General features: G+C 54.2%; 17 protein-coding genes and 3 pseudogenes. 7 read left to right on the top strand and 13 right to left on the bottom strand.

Features of this window, described 5'->3' with window-relative positions; all coding sequences use genetic code 11:
- The first annotated feature begins 2 nt into the window (after positions 1-2).
- Positions 3-1,103: a sodium-potassium/proton antiporter ChaA gene (chaA, locus tag A3466_RS21235; RefSeq protein ID WP_024907071.1), complete on the top strand. Its 1,101-nt coding sequence runs from the start codon at positions 3-5 to the stop codon at positions 1,101-1,103.
- 106 nt (positions 1,104-1,209) lie between these two features.
- On the opposite strand, the gene kdsA is transcribed toward chaA, so the two are convergent.
- The 6 genes and pseudogenes from kdsA to hemA form a co-directional block, all read right to left on the bottom strand.
- Complete coding sequence (gene kdsA, locus A3466_RS21230; RefSeq protein WP_003856671.1) at positions 1,210-2,064, bottom strand: 3-deoxy-8-phosphooctulonate synthase; 855 nt, start codon at positions 2,062-2,064, stop codon at positions 1,210-1,212.
- Positions 2,065-2,100: 36 nt separating this feature from the next.
- Entirely contained in the window at positions 2,101-2,910 is an 810-nt protein-coding gene (sirB1, locus tag A3466_RS21225; protein ID WP_022648376.1) for an invasion regulator SirB1, read from the bottom strand.
- Positions 2,911-2,913: 3 nt separating this feature from the next.
- Positions 2,914-3,095: pseudogene (locus A3466_RS21220) on the bottom strand (SirB2 family protein); the annotation flags it as partial.
- 14 nt (positions 3,096-3,109) lie between these two features.
- Positions 3,110-3,940 (bottom strand): peptide chain release factor N(5)-glutamine methyltransferase, encoded by an 831-nt coding sequence (gene prmC / locus A3466_RS21215; RefSeq protein WP_063452226.1) that lies wholly within the window; start codon positions 3,938-3,940, stop codon positions 3,110-3,112.
- A complete protein-coding gene (prfA, locus tag A3466_RS21210; protein WP_003856667.1) occupies positions 3,940-5,022 on the bottom strand; it encodes a peptide chain release factor 1 in 1,083 nt (360 codons plus the stop codon). The genes prmC and prfA overlap by 1 nt, the downstream gene beginning before the upstream one ends.
- 41 nt (positions 5,023-5,063) lie before the next feature.
- Complete coding sequence (hemA, locus tag A3466_RS21205; protein WP_063452225.1) at positions 5,064-6,320, bottom strand: glutamyl-tRNA reductase; 1,257 nt, start codon at positions 6,318-6,320, stop codon at positions 5,064-5,066.
- A 201-nt stretch (positions 6,321-6,521) separates the two neighbouring features.
- Here hemA and lolB point away from each other — a divergent pair, with 201 nt between their 5' ends.
- The 4 genes from lolB to dauA all read left to right on the top strand — a co-directional run bounded on the left by lolB (position 6,522) and on the right by dauA (position 10,876).
- Positions 6,522-7,133, top strand: coding sequence for a lipoprotein insertase outer membrane protein LolB (gene lolB, locus A3466_RS21200; protein ID WP_003856665.1), 612 nt, complete (start codon positions 6,522-6,524; stop codon positions 7,131-7,133).
- Positions 7,130-7,999 (top strand): 4-(cytidine 5'-diphospho)-2-C-methyl-D-erythritol kinase, encoded by an 870-nt coding sequence (ispE, locus tag A3466_RS21195; RefSeq protein ID WP_063452224.1) that lies wholly within the window; start codon positions 7,130-7,132, stop codon positions 7,997-7,999. The genes lolB and ispE overlap by 4 nt, the downstream gene beginning before the upstream one ends.
- Before the next feature lie 125 nt (positions 8,000-8,124).
- Positions 8,125-9,072 carry a ribose-phosphate diphosphokinase gene (gene prs, locus A3466_RS21190; RefSeq protein ID WP_003856663.1) on the top strand — a complete coding sequence of 316 codons (948 nt, stop codon included), beginning with the start codon at positions 8,125-8,127 and terminating at the stop codon, positions 9,070-9,072.
- A gap of 124 nt (positions 9,073-9,196) precedes the next feature.
- On the top strand, positions 9,197-10,876 hold the full coding sequence (dauA, locus tag A3466_RS21185; protein ID WP_063452223.1) for a C4-dicarboxylic acid transporter DauA: 1,680 nt from the start codon (positions 9,197-9,199) through the stop codon (positions 10,874-10,876).
- Here dauA and A3466_RS21180 read toward each other — a convergent pair.
- Together A3466_RS21180 and ychH are read right to left on the bottom strand one after the other, a co-directional pair.
- Positions 10,862-11,920 carry a MerR family transcriptional regulator gene (locus A3466_RS21180; RefSeq protein ID WP_063452222.1) on the bottom strand — a complete coding sequence of 353 codons (1,059 nt, stop codon included), beginning with the start codon at positions 11,918-11,920 and terminating at the stop codon, positions 10,862-10,864. The two genes, dauA and A3466_RS21180, sit on opposite strands and share 15 nt — an antisense overlap.
- A 121-nt stretch (positions 11,921-12,041) precedes the next feature.
- On the bottom strand, positions 12,042-12,317 hold the full coding sequence (gene ychH, locus A3466_RS21175) for a stress-induced protein YchH (RefSeq protein ID WP_028013466.1): 276 nt from the start codon (positions 12,315-12,317) through the stop codon (positions 12,042-12,044).
- Between the two features lie 273 nt (positions 12,318-12,590).
- Between ychH and pth the strand changes: the two genes are divergently transcribed.
- Both pth and ychF read left to right on the top strand, forming a co-directional pair.
- Positions 12,591-13,175 (top strand): aminoacyl-tRNA hydrolase, encoded by a 585-nt coding sequence (gene pth, locus A3466_RS21170; protein WP_006810922.1) that lies wholly within the window; start codon positions 12,591-12,593, stop codon positions 13,173-13,175.
- Positions 13,176-13,301: 126 nt separating this feature from the next.
- On the top strand, positions 13,302-14,396 hold the full coding sequence (ychF, locus tag A3466_RS21165; protein ID WP_010432886.1) for a redox-regulated ATPase YchF: 1,095 nt from the start codon (positions 13,302-13,304) through the stop codon (positions 14,394-14,396).
- A 545-nt stretch (positions 14,397-14,941) separates the two neighbouring features.
- Here ychF and A3466_RS21160 read toward each other — a convergent pair.
- From A3466_RS21160 to A3466_RS21145, 5 genes and pseudogenes are all read right to left on the bottom strand, one after another.
- Entirely contained in the window at positions 14,942-15,730 is a 789-nt protein-coding gene (locus tag A3466_RS21160) for a hypothetical protein (RefSeq protein WP_063452221.1), read from the bottom strand.
- Between the two features lie 129 nt (positions 15,731-15,859).
- Positions 15,860-15,988: pseudogene (locus A3466_RS23945) on the bottom strand (hypothetical protein); the annotation flags it as partial.
- A gap of 63 nt (positions 15,989-16,051) precedes the next feature.
- Positions 16,052-16,870, bottom strand: a pseudogene (locus A3466_RS21155) (RHS repeat domain-containing protein); the annotation flags it as partial.
- Positions 16,871-17,201: 331 nt separating this feature from the next.
- Positions 17,202-17,399: a hypothetical protein gene (locus A3466_RS21150; RefSeq protein WP_023300305.1), complete on the bottom strand. Its 198-nt coding sequence runs from the start codon at positions 17,397-17,399 to the stop codon at positions 17,202-17,204.
- Between the two features lie 15 nt (positions 17,400-17,414).
- A partial coding sequence (locus A3466_RS21145; protein ID WP_245167796.1) for an RHS repeat domain-containing protein occupies positions 17,415-18,505 on the bottom strand: 1,091 nt, incomplete at its 5' end.

Genomic DNA, 18,505 nt, shown 5'->3' with positions numbered 1-18,505 from the left:
ACATGACAGCAACACACGAGGCGGTAAAGACCCGCCACAAGGAGACGTCTCTCATTTTCCCGGTTCTGGCACTGGCTGTGCTGCTCTTCTGGGGAAGCAGTCAGTCACTGCCAGTGGTGGTCGGGATCAATATTCTGGCGCTGGTAGGTATTTTAACCAGCGCATTTAGCGTCGTCCGCCATGCGGATGTCTTAGCACACCGTCTGGGAGAGCCGTACGGCTCATTAATATTAAGTCTTTCGGTTGTTATTCTTGAAGTTAGCTTAATTTCCGCATTGATGGCGACCGGCGACGCCGCGCCAACGTTAATGCGCGATACGCTCTATTCCATCATCATGATTGTCACCGGCGGCCTGGTCGGTTTCTCGCTTTTACTCGGTGGCCGTAAATTTGCCACCCAGTACATGAACCTCTTTGGCATTAAACAGTATCTGATTGCCCTGTTCCCGCTGGCGATTATCGTGCTGGTATTCCCGATGGCGCTGCCGGGTGCAAACTTCTCCACCGGCCAGGCGCTGCTGGTCGCGCTGATTTCTGCGGCGATGTACGGCGTATTCCTGCTCATTCAGACCAAAACGCACCAGAGCCTGTTTGTTTACGAACATGAAGATGACAGCGACGACGATGACCCGCACCACGGCAAGCCGTCGGCCCACAGCAGCGCGTGGCACACGGTTTGGCTGATCGTGCATCTGATTGCGGTTATCGCGGTCACCAAGATGAACGCCAACCCGCTGGAAACGCTGTTAACCGAACTGAACGCGCCGGTCGCCTTTACCGGTTTCCTGGTGGCACTGTTGATCCTGTCGCCAGAAGGCCTGGGTGCGCTGAAAGCGGTGCTGAACAATCAGGTGCAGCGTGCGATGAACCTGTTCTTCGGCTCCGTACTGGCGACCATCTCCCTTACCGTTCCGGTGGTAACGTTGATTGCCTTTATGACGGGGAATGAATTGCAGTTTGCGCTGGGGGCGCCTGAGATGATTGTGATGGTGGCGTCGCTGCTGCTGTGCCAGATCTCTTTCTCTACCGGTCGCACCAATGTGCTTAACGGCGCGGCACATATGGCGCTGTTTATTGCGTATCTGATGACGATATTTGCGTAGTGTTTTTGCCGGGTGGCGCTGCGCTTACCCGGCCTACAAAACCCGTAGGCCCGTGCAAGCGTAGCGCCGCCGGGCAAATAAAAAACCCGCCGAAGCGGGTTTTTTATTAGTTGCTGGTATCCAGCTCGTCGAAGCTCTTCACCAGATCGTCAATCGCCTTGATCTGCTTCAGGAACGGCTCCAGCTTATCCAGCGGCAGCGCGGATGGGCCGTCGCATTTCGCGTTAGCCGGATCCGGGTGCGCTTCAATGAACAGGCCCGCCAGGCCGGTTGCCATCCCGGCGCGCGCCAGTTCGGTCACCTGCGCACGACGGCCGCCGGACGCTGCGCCAAACGGGTCGCGGCATTGCAGAGAGTGGGTTACGTCGAAAATCACTGGAGACTGGTTAGAGACGTTCTTCATCACGCTGAAGCCCAGCATATCCACAACCAGGTTGTCGTAACCGAAGTTAGAACCACGGTCGCACAGGATCACCTGGTCGTTACCGCCTTCGATAAACTTGTCGACGATGTTACCCATCTGGCCTGGGCTCACAAACTGCGGCTTCTTCACGTTAATCACGGCACCGGTTTTCGCCATCGCTTCAACCAGGTCAGTCTGGCGAGCCAGGAACGCCGGAAGCTGAATCACGTCTACTACGTCAGCCACGGGCTGCGCCTGAGAGGCTTCGTGCACGTCGGTGATCACTTTCACGCCAAACGTCTGTTTCAGCTCCTGGAAAATCTTCATCCCCTCTTCCAGGCCCGGGCCACGGTAGGAGTGAATGGAGGAGCGGTTGGCTTTGTCAAAAGAGGCTTTAAACACGTACGGAATGCCCAGCTTTTGGGTCACGGTCACGTAGTGTTCGCAGATGCGCATAGCGAGATCGCGGGATTCCAGCACGTTCATACCGCCAAACAGCACGAACGGCAGGTCGTTTGCCACGTTGATATCACCAATGCTAACCACTTTTTGTTTCATAGGATCGCCTTATTCAGGTGTGAATCGGAATTAAGATTAATGCAGTGTAATGTGTTTATGCGCGATCGCGTTGATCTGCGCGCGAATCATTTCGCTGATCGGATCTTCCGGACATTGCTCGACGAAATAATTCAAATCATTCAGCGCCACGTGCTCACAGTCGAGCTGTGCATAAATCAGGCCGCGATCGCGGATTTCGTACGGATCTTCCGGATTGAACTGCAACAGCACTTCGCTTGCGCGCAGGGCCAGCTCCATCTGACGCTCTTCCATCAGCGCAGACTTCAGTGTATCCAGCAGCTTGCGGATCACCTCAGCGTTGTCGGCTTCATCGAGATCTTCATTGAAGAGCTCAGCTATCGGGCTAATATTGCCCTTCAGCCACACGTCCAGCGTATGTTCATCCAGCGTGTCGCCGTTAAACGGATTGATTAACCACATCTCCCCGTCCAGCCACTCCGCCCGCAAAATCATCTGCGTCGGGAAAATGACCGGTACCAGCGGAATATCCAGCCGGTGCGCAACCCACAGTAAAATGGCGCCCAACGCGACGGCGCTGCCCTGACGATTTTTCAACACCTGGTCCAGCCACAGTGCGTCAGACAGGCGGTATACGCCTCGCGTGTCGCAGAAACCCCATTCGCCGTAGAAAAGCTCTATCAGCTTCTCTAATTGCCAGTCCTGCGGACGTGCCTGATTGATCTCTTCGCGCGCCAGGCTGACCAGATTTTCCAGTTCAGCGTAAACGTACTGCGACGTGAAATCGTCGCGGATCATCTCTGAAATCAGGATCATGCCATCGCAGAGCGGCACTTTGTTAAATTCGAAATCGGCTAAGGACCTCATGACTTACCCCAGTAACGGTATTCTTGTGGTGGCGAGTTTAATGATGATGTACAGCACCACCAGACCCAGCAAAAAGCGTGCTGGCTGCGCGGACGGTAACGCCTACGCGCGATAAAACCCAAAACGATGTAGATGATAACGCCAAACAGCGTCTCAGTCAGCCATGCGCCTTTATCAGTAAATGGCGTATCGACTGCTTTCATGCCCACTGCCCCAGCGTGAGGCGTTCGTTGCCGCCGTAATCCCGGCAGGTTTCCACCGCGGCGTATCCGGCACGCGTAAACAGCGCTCGCACCGCCTCCCCCTGCGTCCAGCCATGTTCCACCAGCAGCCAGCCACCGGGAAGCAAATGTTGCCGTGACGTTGTCACAATGTGATCGAGATCCGCAAGTCCGTGATTCGCAGCGACCAGCGCCGTCAGCGGTTCAAAGCGAACGTCGCCCTGCGCAAGATGCGGATCGTCTTCGTCAATGTAGGGTGGATTGCTGACAATCATGTCGAACATGCGGTTTTCAAGCGCGGCGAACCAACTGCTTTGCAGAACGTAAACATTGCTCAGCCCCAGGCGCGCAATGTTACGCTGCGCCAGCGTGACCGCATCAGGCATCACGTCCACCGCCATGACGGTGCAGTCCGGCCGCTCGCTGGCCAGCGCCAGCGCAATCGCGCCGGTGCCGGTACCGAGGTCGAGAACAGGGCAGCCCTGCGCCGGCAGCCGCGCCAGCGCCTGCTCGACCAGACACTCGGTGTCCGGGCGCGGGATCAGCGTGGCCGCCGAGACGTACAGCGGCAGCGACCAGAACTCACGTTCGCCCACCAGATGCGCCACCGGCTCGCCGGTTTTACGGCGGTCAAGGAGCACTTCCAGCTGCGCCTGCTGTTCAGCGGTCAGTTCGGTTTCACCGAAGGCCAGCAAATACGTCCGGGCTTTGCCCGTCACGTGTTCCAGCAGGATTTCAGCGTCGCGCTTCGGGCTTTCGCTCGCGGAAAGCGCGCTGGCGGCATGGCGTAGCCAGCGTTGAAAATCCATTAATCCTGCTCGGACAGCGCCGCCAGCTGGTCGGCCTGGTATTCCTGCACGATAGGCTCAATCAGCATATCGAGCTTACCTTCCATCGCCTCATCCAGACGGTAGAGCGTCAGGTTAATGCGGTGATCGGTGACGCGGCCCTGCGGGAAGTTATAGGTGCGGTTACGGTCGCTGCGATCGCCGCTGCCCAGCAGGTTACGGCGGGTAGACGCTTCCGCCTGCTGGCGTTTCGCCATCTCCGCCGCGTGAATGCGCGCGCCCAGCACGGACAACGCCTTGGCTTTGTTTTTGTGCTGGGAACGTTCGTCCTGACACTCCACCACAATCCCGGTCGGCAGGTGAGTAATACGGATGGCGGAGTCGGTGGTGTTAACGTGCTGACCGCCCGCCCCTGACGAGCGGAAGGTGTCGATACGCAGATCCGCCGGGTTGATGTCCGGCAGTTCCGCTTCCGGCAGCTCGGGCATGACCGCCACCGTGCAGGCTGAGGTGTGAATACGCCCCTGCGATTCGGTCGCCGGCACGCGCTGCACGCGGTGACCGCCAGATTCAAACTTCAGCCGACCATAGACGCCGTCGCCGCTGATTTTTGCGATAACCTCTTTGTAGCCGCCATGCTCGCCTTCGTTGGCGCTCATGATCTCCACGCGCCAGCGGCGTGATTCCGCATAACGGCTGTACATACGGAACAGGTCCCCGGCAAACAGCGCCGCTTCGTCGCCGCCGGTACCGGCGCGCACTTCCACAAAGGCGTTACGCTCATCGTCCGGATCTTTCGGCAGCAGAAGTACCTGAAGCTGCTGCTCCATCTCTTCTGAACGCGCTTTGGCGTCCTGTAACTCTTCCTGCGCCATCTCGCGCATTTCAGGATCGTCGAGCATCATCTGCGCGGTTTCGATATCTTCCTGGACCTGTCGCCAGTCGGTAAAGCATTTTGAAACATCACTTAACTGCGCGTATTCACGCGACAGCGCGCGAAAACGTTCCTGGTCGGCAATGGTCCCGGCATCGCCGAGCAGCGCCTGGACTTCTTCATGGCGCTCGTGCAGAGCTTCCAGTTTAGCGACGATAGAAGGCTTCATAGGCGTAAATGCACCTTGTCATAGAAAATGGGTATAGGGCGCTATTCCAGCCCGAGGCTGTTGCGCAGAATAGTCAGGCGTTCATCGTCCCCGTCACGGGCAGCCTGCTGAAGAGATTTGGTTGGCGCATGGATCAGGCGGTTGGTCAGTTTCCAGGCCAGATCCTGCATAATCGCCTGCGCGTCGCCGCCCTGTTCAAGGGCCGCCAGCGCTTTGGCCGTCAGGTCATCACGCACCTGCTCCGCCTGACCGCGGTACTCGCGGATAGTCTCGCTGACGCTTTGCGCGCGCAGCCAGGCCATAAATTCACTGGTTTCCTGCTCAACGATAGTTTCCGCCTGCACTGCCGCCGCTTTACGCTGGGCAAGGTTGTGCGAAATGATGGTTTGCAGGTCGTCCACGCTGTAGAGGTAGGCGTTGGCCAGTTTGCCCACTTCCGGTTCGACATCGCGCGGAACGGCGATATCCACCAGCAGCATAGGCTGATTGCGGCGGGATTTCAGCGCACGCTCGACCATCCCTTTCCCGATGATCGGCAGCGGGCTGGCGGTAGAACTGATAATAATGTCCGCCTCTTTCAGACGTTCATCGATGTCGCTCAGCGCAATCACCTCAGCGCCCACTTCATCTGCCAGCACCTGCGCACGTTCGCGGGTGCGGTTGGCGATGATCATTTTTTTCACTTTGTGTTCACGCAGATGGCGCGCCACCAGCTCGATGGTTTCGCCCGCCCCCACCAGCAGTACGGTGACGGTCGACAGCGATTCAAAGATTTGACGGGCAAGGGTACAGGCCGCGAAAGCAACCGAAACCGCACTGGCACCAATGTCGGTTTCGGTTCGCACACGCTTCGCCACGGAGAATGACTTCTGGAACATACGCTCCAGCTCGCTGGCTTTCAGATGCCCTTTCTGGGAATCCGCGAAGGCTTTTTTCACCTGGCCGAGGATCTGCGGCTCGCCCAGCACCAGCGAATCCAGACCGCTGGCCACACGCATCAGATGGCTGACCGCATCGTTATCCTGATGCCAGTACAGGCTGTTGCGCAGCTCTTCTTCGTTGAGGTTGTGGTAGTCACATAGCCAGCGGATCAGCGCCTCGTGCAGGTTGTCCTGCTCTTCTACGCTCAGATACAGCTCGGTACGGTTGCACGTCGACAGCACCACGCCGCCCTGCACCATTGGCTGTGCAAGCAGGCTGTCCAGCGCCAGGTCGAGCGTATCCGGCGAAAACGTAACGCGTTCTCGCAGTGAAACCGGGGCTGTTTTGTGGTTAATACCGAGTGCTAATAGGGTCATGTTGAGCGGGAGTAGTACCAGCGTTAATAAGGTTAGCAGGACGCATCATACAGGATGCGCGAGATCAATAAAAGAGACCGCACCCTTTCGGAGTAATAGGTTACTCAACGCTTTGAGATAATTTGAACGTAGACGGTGACACCCTTCAACGCTAGCATTAACAGTTATAACTGCAACGTATCTCAAGGATTTGTCATCATTATGACCCGAATGATTCGCCTGCTGCCTCTGGCGGCCCTGGTTCTGACCGCCTGTTCCGTTCATCAGCCGAAAGGCCCCGGCAAAAGCCCCGACTCACCGCAGTGGCGCCAACACCAGCAGGACGTGCTGAAGTTAAGCCAGTACCAGACCCGCGGTGCGTTTGCCTATCTCTCTGACGAACAAAAGGTTTACGCCCGTTTCTTCTGGCAGCAAACGGGTCAGGACAACTATCGTCTGCTGCTGCTGAACCCGCTGGGCAGCACCGAACTGGAGCTTAACGCGAAGCCTGGCGAAGCGCAGATTACCGATAATAAAGGCCAGCACTACACGGCCACCGACGCCGAAGAGATGATTGGCAAATTAACCGGGATGCCGATTCCGCTCAATAGCCTGCGCCAGTGGATCCTTGGCCTGCCGGGTGATGCGACCGACTATACGCTCGACGATCAATACCGTCTGAGCCAGGTAAACTACACCCAGGGCGGTAAAACCTGGAAAGTGGTCTACAGCGCGTATGACAGTAAGACGCAACCGTCGCTGCCGTCCAACATGGAGCTGACGCAGGGCAGCCAGCGTATCAAGCTGAAAATGGACAACTGGATCGTTAAATGATGACCCAGTGGCCCTCTCCTGCAAAACTGAACCTGTTTCTCTACATTACCGGGCAGCGCGCTGACGGCTATCATACCCTGCAAACGCTGTTTCAGTTTGTTGATTACGGCGACACGATTTTCATTGAACCGCGTCAGGATGGGCAGATTTGCCTGCTGACGCCGGTCGACGGCGTGGCGCATGAGGACAACCTGATCGTCCGCGCCGCGCGCCTGCTGATGAAAGCCGCCGCAGAATCGGGCCGTCTGCCTGCGGGAAGCGGTGCGGATATCCGTATCGACAAACGTCTGCCGATGGGCGGCGGGCTTGGTGGCGGCTCGTCAAACGCCGCGACCGTTTTGGTGGCACTTAACCATCTGTGGGGCTGCGGTCTGACAACGGACGAGCTGGCAGCGTTAGGGTTAACGTTGGGCGCAGATGTACCGGTATTTGTGCGCGGCCACGCGGCGTTCGCCGAGGGCGTGGGTGAAATCCTCACGCCGGTTAATCCGCCGGAAAAATGGTATCTGATTGTTCACCCCGGGGTGAGCATTCCTACCCCGGTCATCTTTAAAGATCCTGACCTGAAAAGAAATACCCCGGTACGGTCAATAGATACGTTATTAAATTGTGAATTCAGCAACGATTGCGAGGATATCGCAAGAAAACGTTTTCGCGAGGTTGATGCGGTGCTTTCCTGGCTGTTAGAATACGCGCCGTCGCGCCTGACCGGTACAGGGGCCTGTGTCTTTGCTGAATTTGACACCGAATCCGCCGCCCGTCAGGTGCTTGAGCAAGCGCCGGATTGGCTGCATGGTTTTGTAGCACGCGGGATGAACACCTCCCCCCTACAGCAGGCCATTCTGGCGCAGACTGAGTTTCGGTGACAACGTCACCCTGTTCCAGACGTTGCATCGCGCTCTTTAATACACCGCCTGGATAGCGTTTGCTTAGGCCCCGCAGTTTGCGGCGAACGCTATCCACCACTGGACGCATGCCTGAGGTTCTTCTCGTGCCTGATATGAAGCTTTTTGCTGGTAACGCCACCCCGGAACTAGCACAACGTATTGCCAACCGCCTGTACACTTCCCTCGGCGACGCCGCTGTAGGTCGCTTTAGCGACGGCGAAGTCAGCGTACAAATTAACGAAAATGTACGCGGTGGTGATATTTTCATCATCCAGTCCACCTGTGCTCCAACGAACGACAACCTGATGGAATTGGTTGTTATGGTCGACGCGCTGCGTCGCGCTTCTGCTGGCCGTATCACTGCTGTTATTCCTTACTTTGGCTATGCCCGCCAGGACCGTCGCGTCCGTTCCGCGCGTGTGCCAATCACCGCTAAAGTTGTCGCGGACTTCCTGTCCAGCGTCGGCGTTGACCGCGTACTGACGGTCGACCTGCACGCAGAGCAGATCCAGGGCTTCTTCGACGTTCCTGTTGATAACGTATTCGGCAGCCCAATCCTGCTGGAAGATATGCTGCAACTGAATCTGGACAACCCGATTGTGGTTTCTCCGGACATCGGCGGCGTGGTACGTGCTCGTGCTATCGCGAAGCTGCTGAACGATACCGACATGGCGATCATCGACAAACGCCGTCCGCGCGCTAACGTTTCTCAGGTGATGCACATCATCGGTGACGTAGCTGGCCGCGACTGCGTGTTGGTAGACGACATGATCGATACCGGCGGTACGCTGTGTAAAGCCGCAGAAGCGCTAAAAGAGCGCGGTGCGAAACGCGTATTCGCTTACGCAACTCACCCGATCTTCTCCGGCAATGCGGTGAACAACCTCCGTAACTCCGTCATTGATGAAGTTGTAGTGTGCGATACCATCCCACTGAGCGACGAGATCAAGGCACTGCCAAACGTGCGTACGTTGACCCTGTCCGGGATGCTGGCCGAAGCGATTCGTCGTATCAGCAACGAAGAATCCATCTCTGCAATGTTCGAACACTGATCGAGCACGGCCAAAAAACCCGCTACGGCGGGTTTTTTTGTTTATAATTTTCATTTGTATGACTTATGCCTCCTTCACCTGCCATTCATATGACAGATGATGCGCACACGGATGATAGATAATTGTGAAAAACGTAACCTCCTCACATGTTCTGCCCTTTCGCGCCCTCATCGACGCCTGCTGGAAAGAGAAATACACGTCGTCACGCTTTATCCGTGACCTCATAGCCGGGATCACCGTCGGGATTATTGCCATTCCGCTGGCGATGGCGCTGGCGATTGGTAGCGGCGTCGCGCCGCAGTACGGTCTGTACACGTCGGCAGTCGCCGGGATTGTGATTGCGCTGACGGGTGGGTCCCGCTTCAGCGTTTCCGGCCCAACCGCCGCCTTCGTGGTGATCCTTTATCCGGTTTCCCAACAGTTTGGTCTGGCAGGCCTGCTGGTCGCCACCCTGATGTCCGGCGTCTTTTTAATTCTGTTCGGTCTGGCCCGTTTCGGTCGCCTGATTGAATATATTCCTCTTTCCGTGACGCTGGGGTTCACCTCGGGGATTGGGATCACCATCGGGACCATGCAGATTAAGGATTTCCTCGGTCTGCAAATGACCCATGTTCCGGAGCACTATTTACAGAAAGTGGGCGCGCTGTTTATGGCGCTGCCGACGGCCAACCTGGGCGATGCGGCCATTGGCATCGTTACCCTCGGGACGCTTGTTTTCTGGCCTCGCCTGGGCATTCGTCTCCCGGGGCATCTGCCCGCCCTTCTGCTGGGCTGCGCGGTAATGGGCGTCGTCAACCTGCTTGGTGGACAGGTCGCCACTATCGGCTCGCAGTTCCACTATATTCTGGCGGACGGTTCACAGGGTAACGGTATTCCGCAGCTGCTGCCGCAGCTGGTTCTGCCGTGGGACATGCCAGGTTCGAGTTTCACCCTGAGCTGGGATTCCCTTCGCGCCCTGCTGCCCGCCGCGTTCTCCATGGCGATGCTGGGGGCGATTGAATCCCTGCTCTGCGCCGTGGTGCTCGACGGCATGACCGGGACAAAGCATAAAGCTAACAGCGAGCTGGTCGGCCAGGGCTTAGGGAACATCGTTGCGCCGTTCTTCGGCGGTATTACGGCAACGGCTGCGATCGCCCGTTCCGCCGCGAATGTTCGCGCAGGGGCGACATCGCCGGTGTCGGCGGTCATTCACTCTCTGCTGGTGATCATGGCGCTGCTGATCCTGGCCCCGCTGCTTTCGTGGCTTCCCCTCTCAGCCATGGCTGCCCTGCTGCTGATGGTGGCCTGGAACATGAGTGAGGCGCACAAAGTGGTGAATCTGCTGCGCCGTGCGCCGAAAGACGACATCATCGTGATGCTGATCTGTATGTCGCTGACCGTGCTGTTCGACATGGTTATCGCCATCAGCGTCGGCATTGTGCTGGCCTCGCTGCTGTTTATGCGCCGCATCGCGCAGATGACGCGTCTCTCTCCGGTTAACGTTGAGGTGCCTGACGATGTGCTGGTGCTGCGCGTGATTGGCCCTCTGTTCTTTGCTGCCGCAGAGGGATTGTTCAGCGATCTGGAGTCTCGTGTGGCGGGTAAACGGATTGTGGTACTGAAGTGGGATGCCGTCCCGGTTCTGGATGCCGGTGGTCTCGATGCCTTCCAGCGCTTTGTGAAACGTCTGCCGGAAGGCTGCGAGCTGCGGGTCAGCAACCTGGAATTCCAGCCCCTGCGCACCATGGCGCGTGCGGGCGTGCAGCCGATCCCTGGCCGCCTTGCCTTTTATCCTAACCGTGAAGCCGCGTTAGCGGATCTGTGAATTATCTAATGCAGAGAAACGTCTCTGCATCATCACCCCGATCGCCTGCTGGAGCCATGCAAGCACGGCAGGCGTCATCCAGGTTCCTTTCATGAGATGCGGCTCCTGCTGCATAGCCGTACGAAACTTTTGCTGGGTCTCGGGGTTGGTGCCTGCGTAGGACTGGAACAATGCCAGCCAGTTTTCAGCCAGCTTTTGCGCCTCCTTCGAGTCAGGAGCGATATTGTCCCGCTGCGCCTGATGCAGTTTCGCCACCAGCGGCGGCCACTCCATCATGCGGTCAAAGTAATGCGCCCGGGTAAAGGCCATCTCTTCGACAGTGAGATACTTCTCCCATATGCTGAGCTTAGATTCCGCAAACGCCCGCGTGATGTAATCTGTCATCTCCGGGGTGATGCCGGTCTGCGCCTGCATCTGTGGCTCTACGCTGTGCATCTCGTTCAGCCGGGCGAGAAACTCCGGCTTGCCCGCCGTGTCCTGTTCAAGACGTTCCATCCAGCGTGTCGCCAGATCCATCGCCCGCGCGTCAGTAACGGGTATATCCTGTTGCAGCAGCGCGTTAGCCTCTGCCACCAGCCCTGACCAGATAGCCGCCAGCGCATCCTTCTGTACCGCAAACGGCAACTGCTGTAATTCTTCTTTGCTAAACCAGCGATCGTACATATTCATTAACTCCAGAGTCTGTAGCCAGGACTCCAGATCCGGCGTCGCATCGTCGGTAAGCCCGGTACGCAGCTCCACCAGCCGGTCGCGCAGCGTGTGTATGCTGCGCAGCTGTTTATCCAGCAGCGTGATTTGCGCATCGAGTAGCTCGGTCAACGACAGCGACTCCTTTTCCAGAAAATCCCTGATTTCAGCAAGTCCCAGCCCCGCTTTTGCCAGCGCCTGGATCATGTGCAGACGCTGGACATCCGCCAGGTTGTAAAGCCGGTAACCTGCCGCGCTTCTGGCAGAAGGCAGCAACAGCCCTGTTTGCTCGTAGTGATGCAATGTCCGCACGGTGATACCGGCTCGTTTCGCCAGCTCCCCCACCTGAATCAACATAACTGCTCCTTTTTACTTTGCCAGTGCCACCACTCTGGAGCCTTACGTTACGTGAGGGTCAATATGCTATGCAAAAAAAAACGACTCCGGATGGAGTCGTTTCGATGTTCTTAATCATGCACTAGCTGTGCTTATGCTGGTCGCGACGACAACGTTTGTCGTAGTGGCGCACCCACCAGTATTTATCGCAGACTTCCTCATGTCCGCTTACGCGCGCCCCGGCGAGCCACAATACTGCACCGAGGAAGATGCTCAATACCGCGCCATGCGCGAAGTATTGTGGGAGATCAAGCTGCGGCAGTTGGTTTAAAATGGAATAACCTACGCCGACTACCATCACGAACAGTCCCAACCCCATTAGCACGTTACCGAGCATCGAAGCGTTTTTGCGTTTCATATGTCACCTCCGGAACTTTGGGTTGTCAGGGAAAAGCCCCTTCTCCTTGTGTGTAAAGTATAGACAACGCCTCTTATATGAGTTGCGCGAGCGATCACATTTACAGATAACGCCCAGACAAAAATTTACAAATAAGACATTGAACAGCTTGAAATTCTAATTGTTCAAATAAGAAATTATTCGCAATTCGATGTACAGCAGGCGGAACTTTGTCAAGCGGCGCGCCAGACAGTAAACTACGCACCAGATCTGGAACCCATTAGGAAGTAAATCGTGACGATTAAACTGATTGTCGGCCTCGCCAATCCGGGCGCAGAGTATGCCGCTACCCGCCATAATGCCGGCGCCTGGTATGTTGATCTACTGGCGGAGCGTCTGCGCGCGCCTCTGCGTGAAGAACCAAAGTTTTACGGGTATACCTCACGCATCAATCTTGCGGGTGCCGACGTGCGGTTGCTGGTGCCAACCACCTTTATGAACCTGAGCGGCAAGGCCGTGGCGGCCATGGCAACGTTCTACCGCATCAATCCGGATGAGATCCTGGTGGCCCACGACGAACTGGATCTGCCGCCAGGCGTGGCGAAGTTCAAACTGGGTGGCGGTCATGGTGGCCACAACGGTCTGAAAGATATCATCAGCAAGCTGGGCAATAACCCTAATTTCCACCGTTTGCGCGTGGGAATCGGTCATCCGGGCGATAAAAACAAAGTTGTCGGTTTCGTACTCGGTAAACCACCGGTTTCTGAGCAAAAGCTGATTGATGAAGCGGTAGACGAAGCGGCCCGCTGCACCGAGATTTGGCTTCAGGACGGCTTAACGAAAGCCACCAATCGACTGCACGCTTTCAAAGCGCAATAAACAAGCCCTTGCGGCATTTTTACCGCGCGGCGCGCGGGTTACGTGTATAATAGGCGTAGTTATTTACTTTTCTTCAATCGGTTATCGTTAACGGATTGATTATCAAGAGATTAAGGTGATTTAGAAATGGGATTCAAATGCGGTATCGTCGGTCTGCCTAACGTGGGCAAATCCACCCTGTTCAACGCGCTCACCAAAGCAGGTATTGAAGCGGCGAACTTCCCGTTCTGTACCATCGAGCCGAACACCGGCGTTGTGCCTATGCCCGATCCGCGTCTGGACCAGCTCGCGGAAATCGTGAAGCCGCAGCGTATTCTGCCCACCACCATGGAGTTCGTGGACATCGCGGGTCTGGTAAAAGGCGCATCCAAAGGTGAAGGTCTGGGCAATCAGTTTCTGACCAACATTCGTGAAACCGAAGCGATCGGCCACGTTGTGCGCTGCTTCGAGAACGACAACATCATCCACGTTAACAATAAAGTGGATCCGGCTGACGACATCGACGTCATCAACACCGAGCTGGCGCTCTCTGACCTCGACACCTGCGAGCGCGCAATTCACCGCGTGCAGAAGAAAGCCAAAGGCGGCGACAAGGACGCGAAAGCGGAACTGGCTGCGCTGGAAAAATGTCTGCCACAGCTGGAAAACGCGGGCATGCTCCGCGCGCTGAAAAACCTGACTGAAGAAGACAAGGCGGCGATCAAATACCTGAGCTTCCTGACCCTGAAGCCAACCATGTATATCGCCAACGTTAACGAAGACGGTTTCGAAAACAACCCGTACCTGGACAAAGTGCGTGAAATTGCCGCGGCTGAAGGTTCTGTGGTTGTAGCGGTTTGCGCTGCCGTTGAATCCGATATCGCCGAGCTGGACGACGCCGACCGTGAAGAGTTCATGGCCGAGCTGGGTCTGGAAGAGCCGGGCCTGAATCGCGTGATCCGCGCGGGCTATGAGCTGCTGAACCTGCAAACCTACTTTACCGCAGGCGTGAAAGAAGTGCGTGCGTGGACGATTCCAGTGGGTGCGACTGCGCCTCAGGCAGCGGGTAAGATCCACACCGACTTCGAGAAGGGCTTCATTCGTGCGCAGACTATCGCGTTTGAAGACTTTATCACCTACAAGGGTGAGCAAGGTGCGAAAGAAGCAGGCAAAATGCGTGCGGAAGGGAAAGACTACATCGTTAAAGATGGCGATGTGATGAACTTCTTGTTTAACGTTTAATTTGTTTTGTACGGAAAAAATCCACGCTTTGGCGTGGATTTTTTTATAGAGTAACGAACTTATCCCCTCTTGCGCAGATAGAACTCTAGATATTTTAGGTCTATCCTGAAACGCACGCTCTTTGCCGTAGTTATAAGCATCGTTAAAATATTTATACGCTTCCTCGAATTGATTCAACTCGTAACAGACCATACCCAAGTCGATTAACGGTGCAGTGTCTATATCCGATCTACGTGTCCGTAAAGTCGTCTCTCCCCATTTCTTTGCCTCAACGTAATCCGCAAGATCAAAATATGCGCTGTACATGCATGCAGAGATCCAGTTAGCAAGTTCTGATTCGGACTTTGGCTCAGGGAGAGCTTTCCAAGCTTTTTGATATTGCTCTAAAGCCTCGGCGTATTTTTGGTTGTCGTGTAACTTGCTTCCTTGTTCAATAGTATCTACTATAGCCGTTTTCATACTAAAGCCCTTGCCTTTTTAAATAAAAATCCTTTTCCAAGCAACAACAAAACATAATAAAATGCAACGCTAATTTTGCTTTTATATTATAAAGTTATTACATTACAATCGACCAACTTATAGCAAATATTTTTTAGTATTAATGACTCTATAACATCCCAATCACCTCCACCGAGGCCAGCGCCTATTCTCGGCATTTGTACTGAAAGGCGATTCACTAAAGCAAAGTCAGATAATTTTTCAAGACAAACGTCCAAGGATGCATAACACACGTATTGATTTTTGTCATTGACATTTTTCTTAATACCATCTTGTGCATACATATTAGCAATAAATATCTGTTCTTTAGCATCAACTAAGACAAAATCCACCGTACCTAATTCTGGGATATTATTTCCATTGAAGCTATTGAGATAGTATTTCTTTGCAGAAGGATATTTATTTGAAAGAGACAGAACAAAGCCCTTACCCCATTTCCCTTTATTATTCACAATGTGAGCTATAACTGTGGATTTTTTCAAAGGTTCCACAGCATTTCCAGACAAGTATTTTATTTGTTTTTTTTCTTGCAATGAACTCGTTGATGTTTTCCAGAAAGTTTCAAACTCCTCATTCGAAATTTCTTCAGCATCACTTAAGTCGAGATCGCTTTTTTTACCATCATACAGCAGAAAACCAACTTTATCATTTTTATCTAGCAAAGAGGAAGATGCATAATAATCACCATCTATGATGTTTATTTGTCGTGTGGCCACCTCTCCTATGAATTCATTAATAATAACTCCTTCACCTGCAATAAAATCAACGTTACCTTTATAATATTTTTTCACATCAACCACAACTCCTCCCACTTTTAACAATTCTTTTAGAGACATCAAGATCTTTTGAGTTTAAGATCAAGAATGTGTTTTTCCGGGGTTCAATTACATCTAGGCCAGTAACATCTATTTCAACAAAATGGCTTATACCTTTTAATTTTCTCGCATCACCATATATATCAGCTGCTAATTGGCCGAGAGACATTTTTCCAGTTCTCCCACATCTTTAAGTGTTCTTCCGCCAATCATTTCAGGTCTGATATTAGTGAAATATTGCCCATCCCCAAAACGAGCATGTATATCACCAGATGACGGTCTAATCACACCACTTTCCGTGATACCTTTCATACCTTCTTCAGTCGTGTAGTGAATCAATGTTTTAGGCGTCAACCCCCACGGATCCACCCACCCCAGCGCATTCGGCGCATACTGGTAAAGGTTTATCCCCCCCGCCAGCCCTATCGGGTCCTGCTGCGTAAACCGTCCACAATCCGGGTCATAATACCGAAACAGATTGTAGTGCAGCCCTGTCTCGCGGTCCAGGTATTGCCCCTGCATGCGCAGGTTCTGAGAATATCCTGATACCTGCGTTTCGCTTTCCCGCAACAGCTTGCCCCAGGCGCTGTTTACCCCTTCCCAGCGCACCTGCCCTTCGCTATCCGTCATCCGCTCCGGCGTGCCGTTCGGCTGGCAGTGGAACCAGAAGATCTCCGGGGCATCAACGCCATCGATACGCGCCAGCGGATCGTAGCTGTCCTGATCGCTGTAGACGTAGGTCAGTGGCACATCCCCGTGCACTTCCTGCAACAGCCAGAACCCTTCCCAGACAAACCGGGTGGTAACCGGCTTACCGGTTGGCTGGCCGCCCAGCATCTGGCGGCGCGTTTTGCTGATTCGTCGCCCGAGCGGATCGTAGCGGAAGCTGACCTGCGTCTGCGGCCTGTTGCGGTCCCGCGGCTGGCTGATCACCTCCGTCAGGCGGTGCTCACCGTCGTAGCGGTAGTGCCAGCGGGTCTGGCCGTTATCTTTCTCCACGGTACGACCGTGGACGTCATAACGCCATCGAATGCCGTTCAGCTGCGTCAGGCGGTTGTGCGTGACCTTCTCAGCAGAGCCTTCGGGCGGGTTACCGGTAACTATATCCCGGCGATGCAGGCGGCCAAGACGGTCATATTCGCTGCGGGTAGACAGCCCCCCTGCTTGCGCCTAGAGCGAGGGCTTATACGTGCTCAAGCTATAATGTATAAGGACTCCACGCCGACAAGGATAAGCCAGGCACGAAAGTAACGGACAAGATGGTTGTGGAAGGGGAAAATTACTTCTAATAGATTTCTATGAGATAATTTTTTATTTAACTTTTAATCGCTTTGAACAAAAAACGCCCCCCATGCGTGTTTTTAGTTCTCTATTATAATTGGCTAAAGTTAATTTTTACAAAGAACCTCATTGAGCGACTTATTTTGGTTTGTAGTAAAAAACCATCCTTATTACTGATCGACAGGTAATTATTAAAAATGAGGCCAATATTTTAGCTTTTCTTTTTTTCAATGGCTATTAAAACCTCATAAGCATCCTTTTCACTCATTTGAACTTTTTTGGCCTCATCAATGCTCAATTCTTCTTCCTCTTCTTTCATAACTATCCCCCCTGAATAAAACCTAATAAAAAAACGCCCTTCTCTTTCGATAAGGATTACTCCATAATTATTAAATATTATTTTATCCATTGCGCCTCCTTTTTTTTAATTTTTCAACGGTGTGATCTTTAATTGATTTAGCGGAGTAGGATCTATGGCCGCCTCTGGGATACCACCTGAAGTATATCCTCCCGGCAACCAAAATTCATTTGCTCCTCGTTCATTTCCTGTTGGCATTCTTAAACCTGTCGGATTATTAATATCAACTCTTAAAGGAGCGTCTCCGAGATCACCTGCATTTAACCCTAACAATCTCTCAAGCTTTGGAATGTTCCCACCTGAACGTCTAATTAAGTCATCAGCAACGGTCCTTGGCATAACAAAGTGGCCTCCTGGTGGACCTAAATGACTAAATTCAGGATTAATACCCCAAACGAACTTAGTAACCCCTCCCTTGAATAGTTCTAAATGCCTACTAATTTTTCCTGCATCAAGGTATGTGGCCGGATTAGGGAAATCTGGCTTTGAAATTCCATGAGTAGCTCGGTAGGCCCGTGCAGCATGACCTCTTGTAGCAAAAGCACCTCGAGTTTTGCTCTGGAAATCATTCCAGCTATTTCTGCACGACAACCCCCACGGATCCACCCACCCCAGCGCATTCGGCGCATACTGGTAAAGGTTTATCCCCCCCGCCAGCCCTATCGGGTCCTGCTGCGTAAACCTTCCGCAGTCCGGGTCGTAATACCGGAACAGATTGTAGTGCAGCCCTGTCTCGCGGTCCAGGTATTGCCCCTGCATACGCAGGTTCTGGGAATATCCTGATACCTGCGTCTCGCTTTCCCGCAACAGCTTGCCCCAGGCGCTGTTCACGCCCTCCCAGCGTACTTGCCCTTCGCTATCCGTCATCCGTTCCGGCGTGCCGTTCGGCTGGCAGTGGAACCAGAAGATCTCCGCGTCATCAATGCCATCGATACGCGCCAGCGGATCGTAGCTGTCCTGATCGCTGTAGACGTAGGTCAGCGGCACATCCCCGTGTACTTCCTGCAACAGCCGGAACCCTTCCCAGACAAACCGGGTGGTGACCGGCTTACCGGTTGGCTGGCCGCCCAGCATCTGGCAGCGCGTTTTGCTGATTCGTCGCCCGAGCGGATCGTAGCGGAAGCTGACCTGCGTCTGCGGCCTGTTGCGGTCCCGCG

Origin of the sequence: Enterobacter genomosp. S, from assembly GCF_001631805.1 — a bacterium.
GTDB lineage: Bacteria > Pseudomonadota > Gammaproteobacteria > Enterobacterales > Enterobacteriaceae > Enterobacter > Enterobacter quasihormaechei.
The sequence above is the reverse complement of the archived record's forward strand: the minus strand, read 5'-3'. Positions and strand labels throughout refer to the sequence as shown.

Bases quoted from the DNA above. Each gene is read 5' to 3' on its own strand.
- chaA (WP_024907071.1), top strand. From the start codon at position 3: ATGACAGCAACACACGAGGCGGTAAAGACCCGCCACAAGGAGACGTCT.
- kdsA (WP_003856671.1), bottom strand. From the start codon at position 2,064: ATGAAACAAAAAGTGGTTAGCATTGGTGATATCAACGTGGCAAACGAC.
- sirB1 (WP_022648376.1), bottom strand. From the start codon at position 2,910: ATGAGGTCCTTAGCCGATTTCGAATTTAACAAAGTGCCGCTCTGCGAT.
- prmC (WP_063452226.1), bottom strand. From the start codon at position 3,940: ATGGATTTTCAACGCTGGCTACGCCATGCCGCCAGCGCGCTTTCCGCG.
- prfA (WP_003856667.1), bottom strand. From the start codon at position 5,022: ATGAAGCCTTCTATCGTCGCTAAACTGGAAGCTCTGCACGAGCGCCAT.
- hemA (WP_063452225.1), bottom strand. From the start codon at position 6,320: ATGACCCTATTAGCACTCGGTATTAACCACAAAACAGCCCCGGTTTCA.
- lolB (WP_003856665.1), top strand. From the start codon at position 6,522: ATGACCCGAATGATTCGCCTGCTGCCTCTGGCGGCCCTGGTTCTGACC.
- ispE (WP_063452224.1), top strand. From the start codon at position 7,130: ATGATGACCCAGTGGCCCTCTCCTGCAAAACTGAACCTGTTTCTCTAC.
- A3466_RS21180 (WP_063452222.1), bottom strand. From the start codon at position 11,920: ATGTTGATTCAGGTGGGGGAGCTGGCGAAACGAGCCGGTATCACCGTG.
- ychH (WP_028013466.1), bottom strand. From the start codon at position 12,317: ATGAAACGCAAAAACGCTTCGATGCTCGGTAACGTGCTAATGGGGTTG.
- ychF (WP_010432886.1), top strand. From the start codon at position 13,302: ATGGGATTCAAATGCGGTATCGTCGGTCTGCCTAACGTGGGCAAATCC.
- A3466_RS21160 (WP_063452221.1), bottom strand. From the start codon at position 15,730: ATGTCTCTAAAAGAATTGTTAAAAGTGGGAGGAGTTGTGGTTGATGTG.
- A3466_RS21150 (WP_023300305.1), bottom strand. From the start codon at position 17,399: ATGGATAAAATAATATTTAATAATTATGGAGTAATCCTTATCGAAAGA.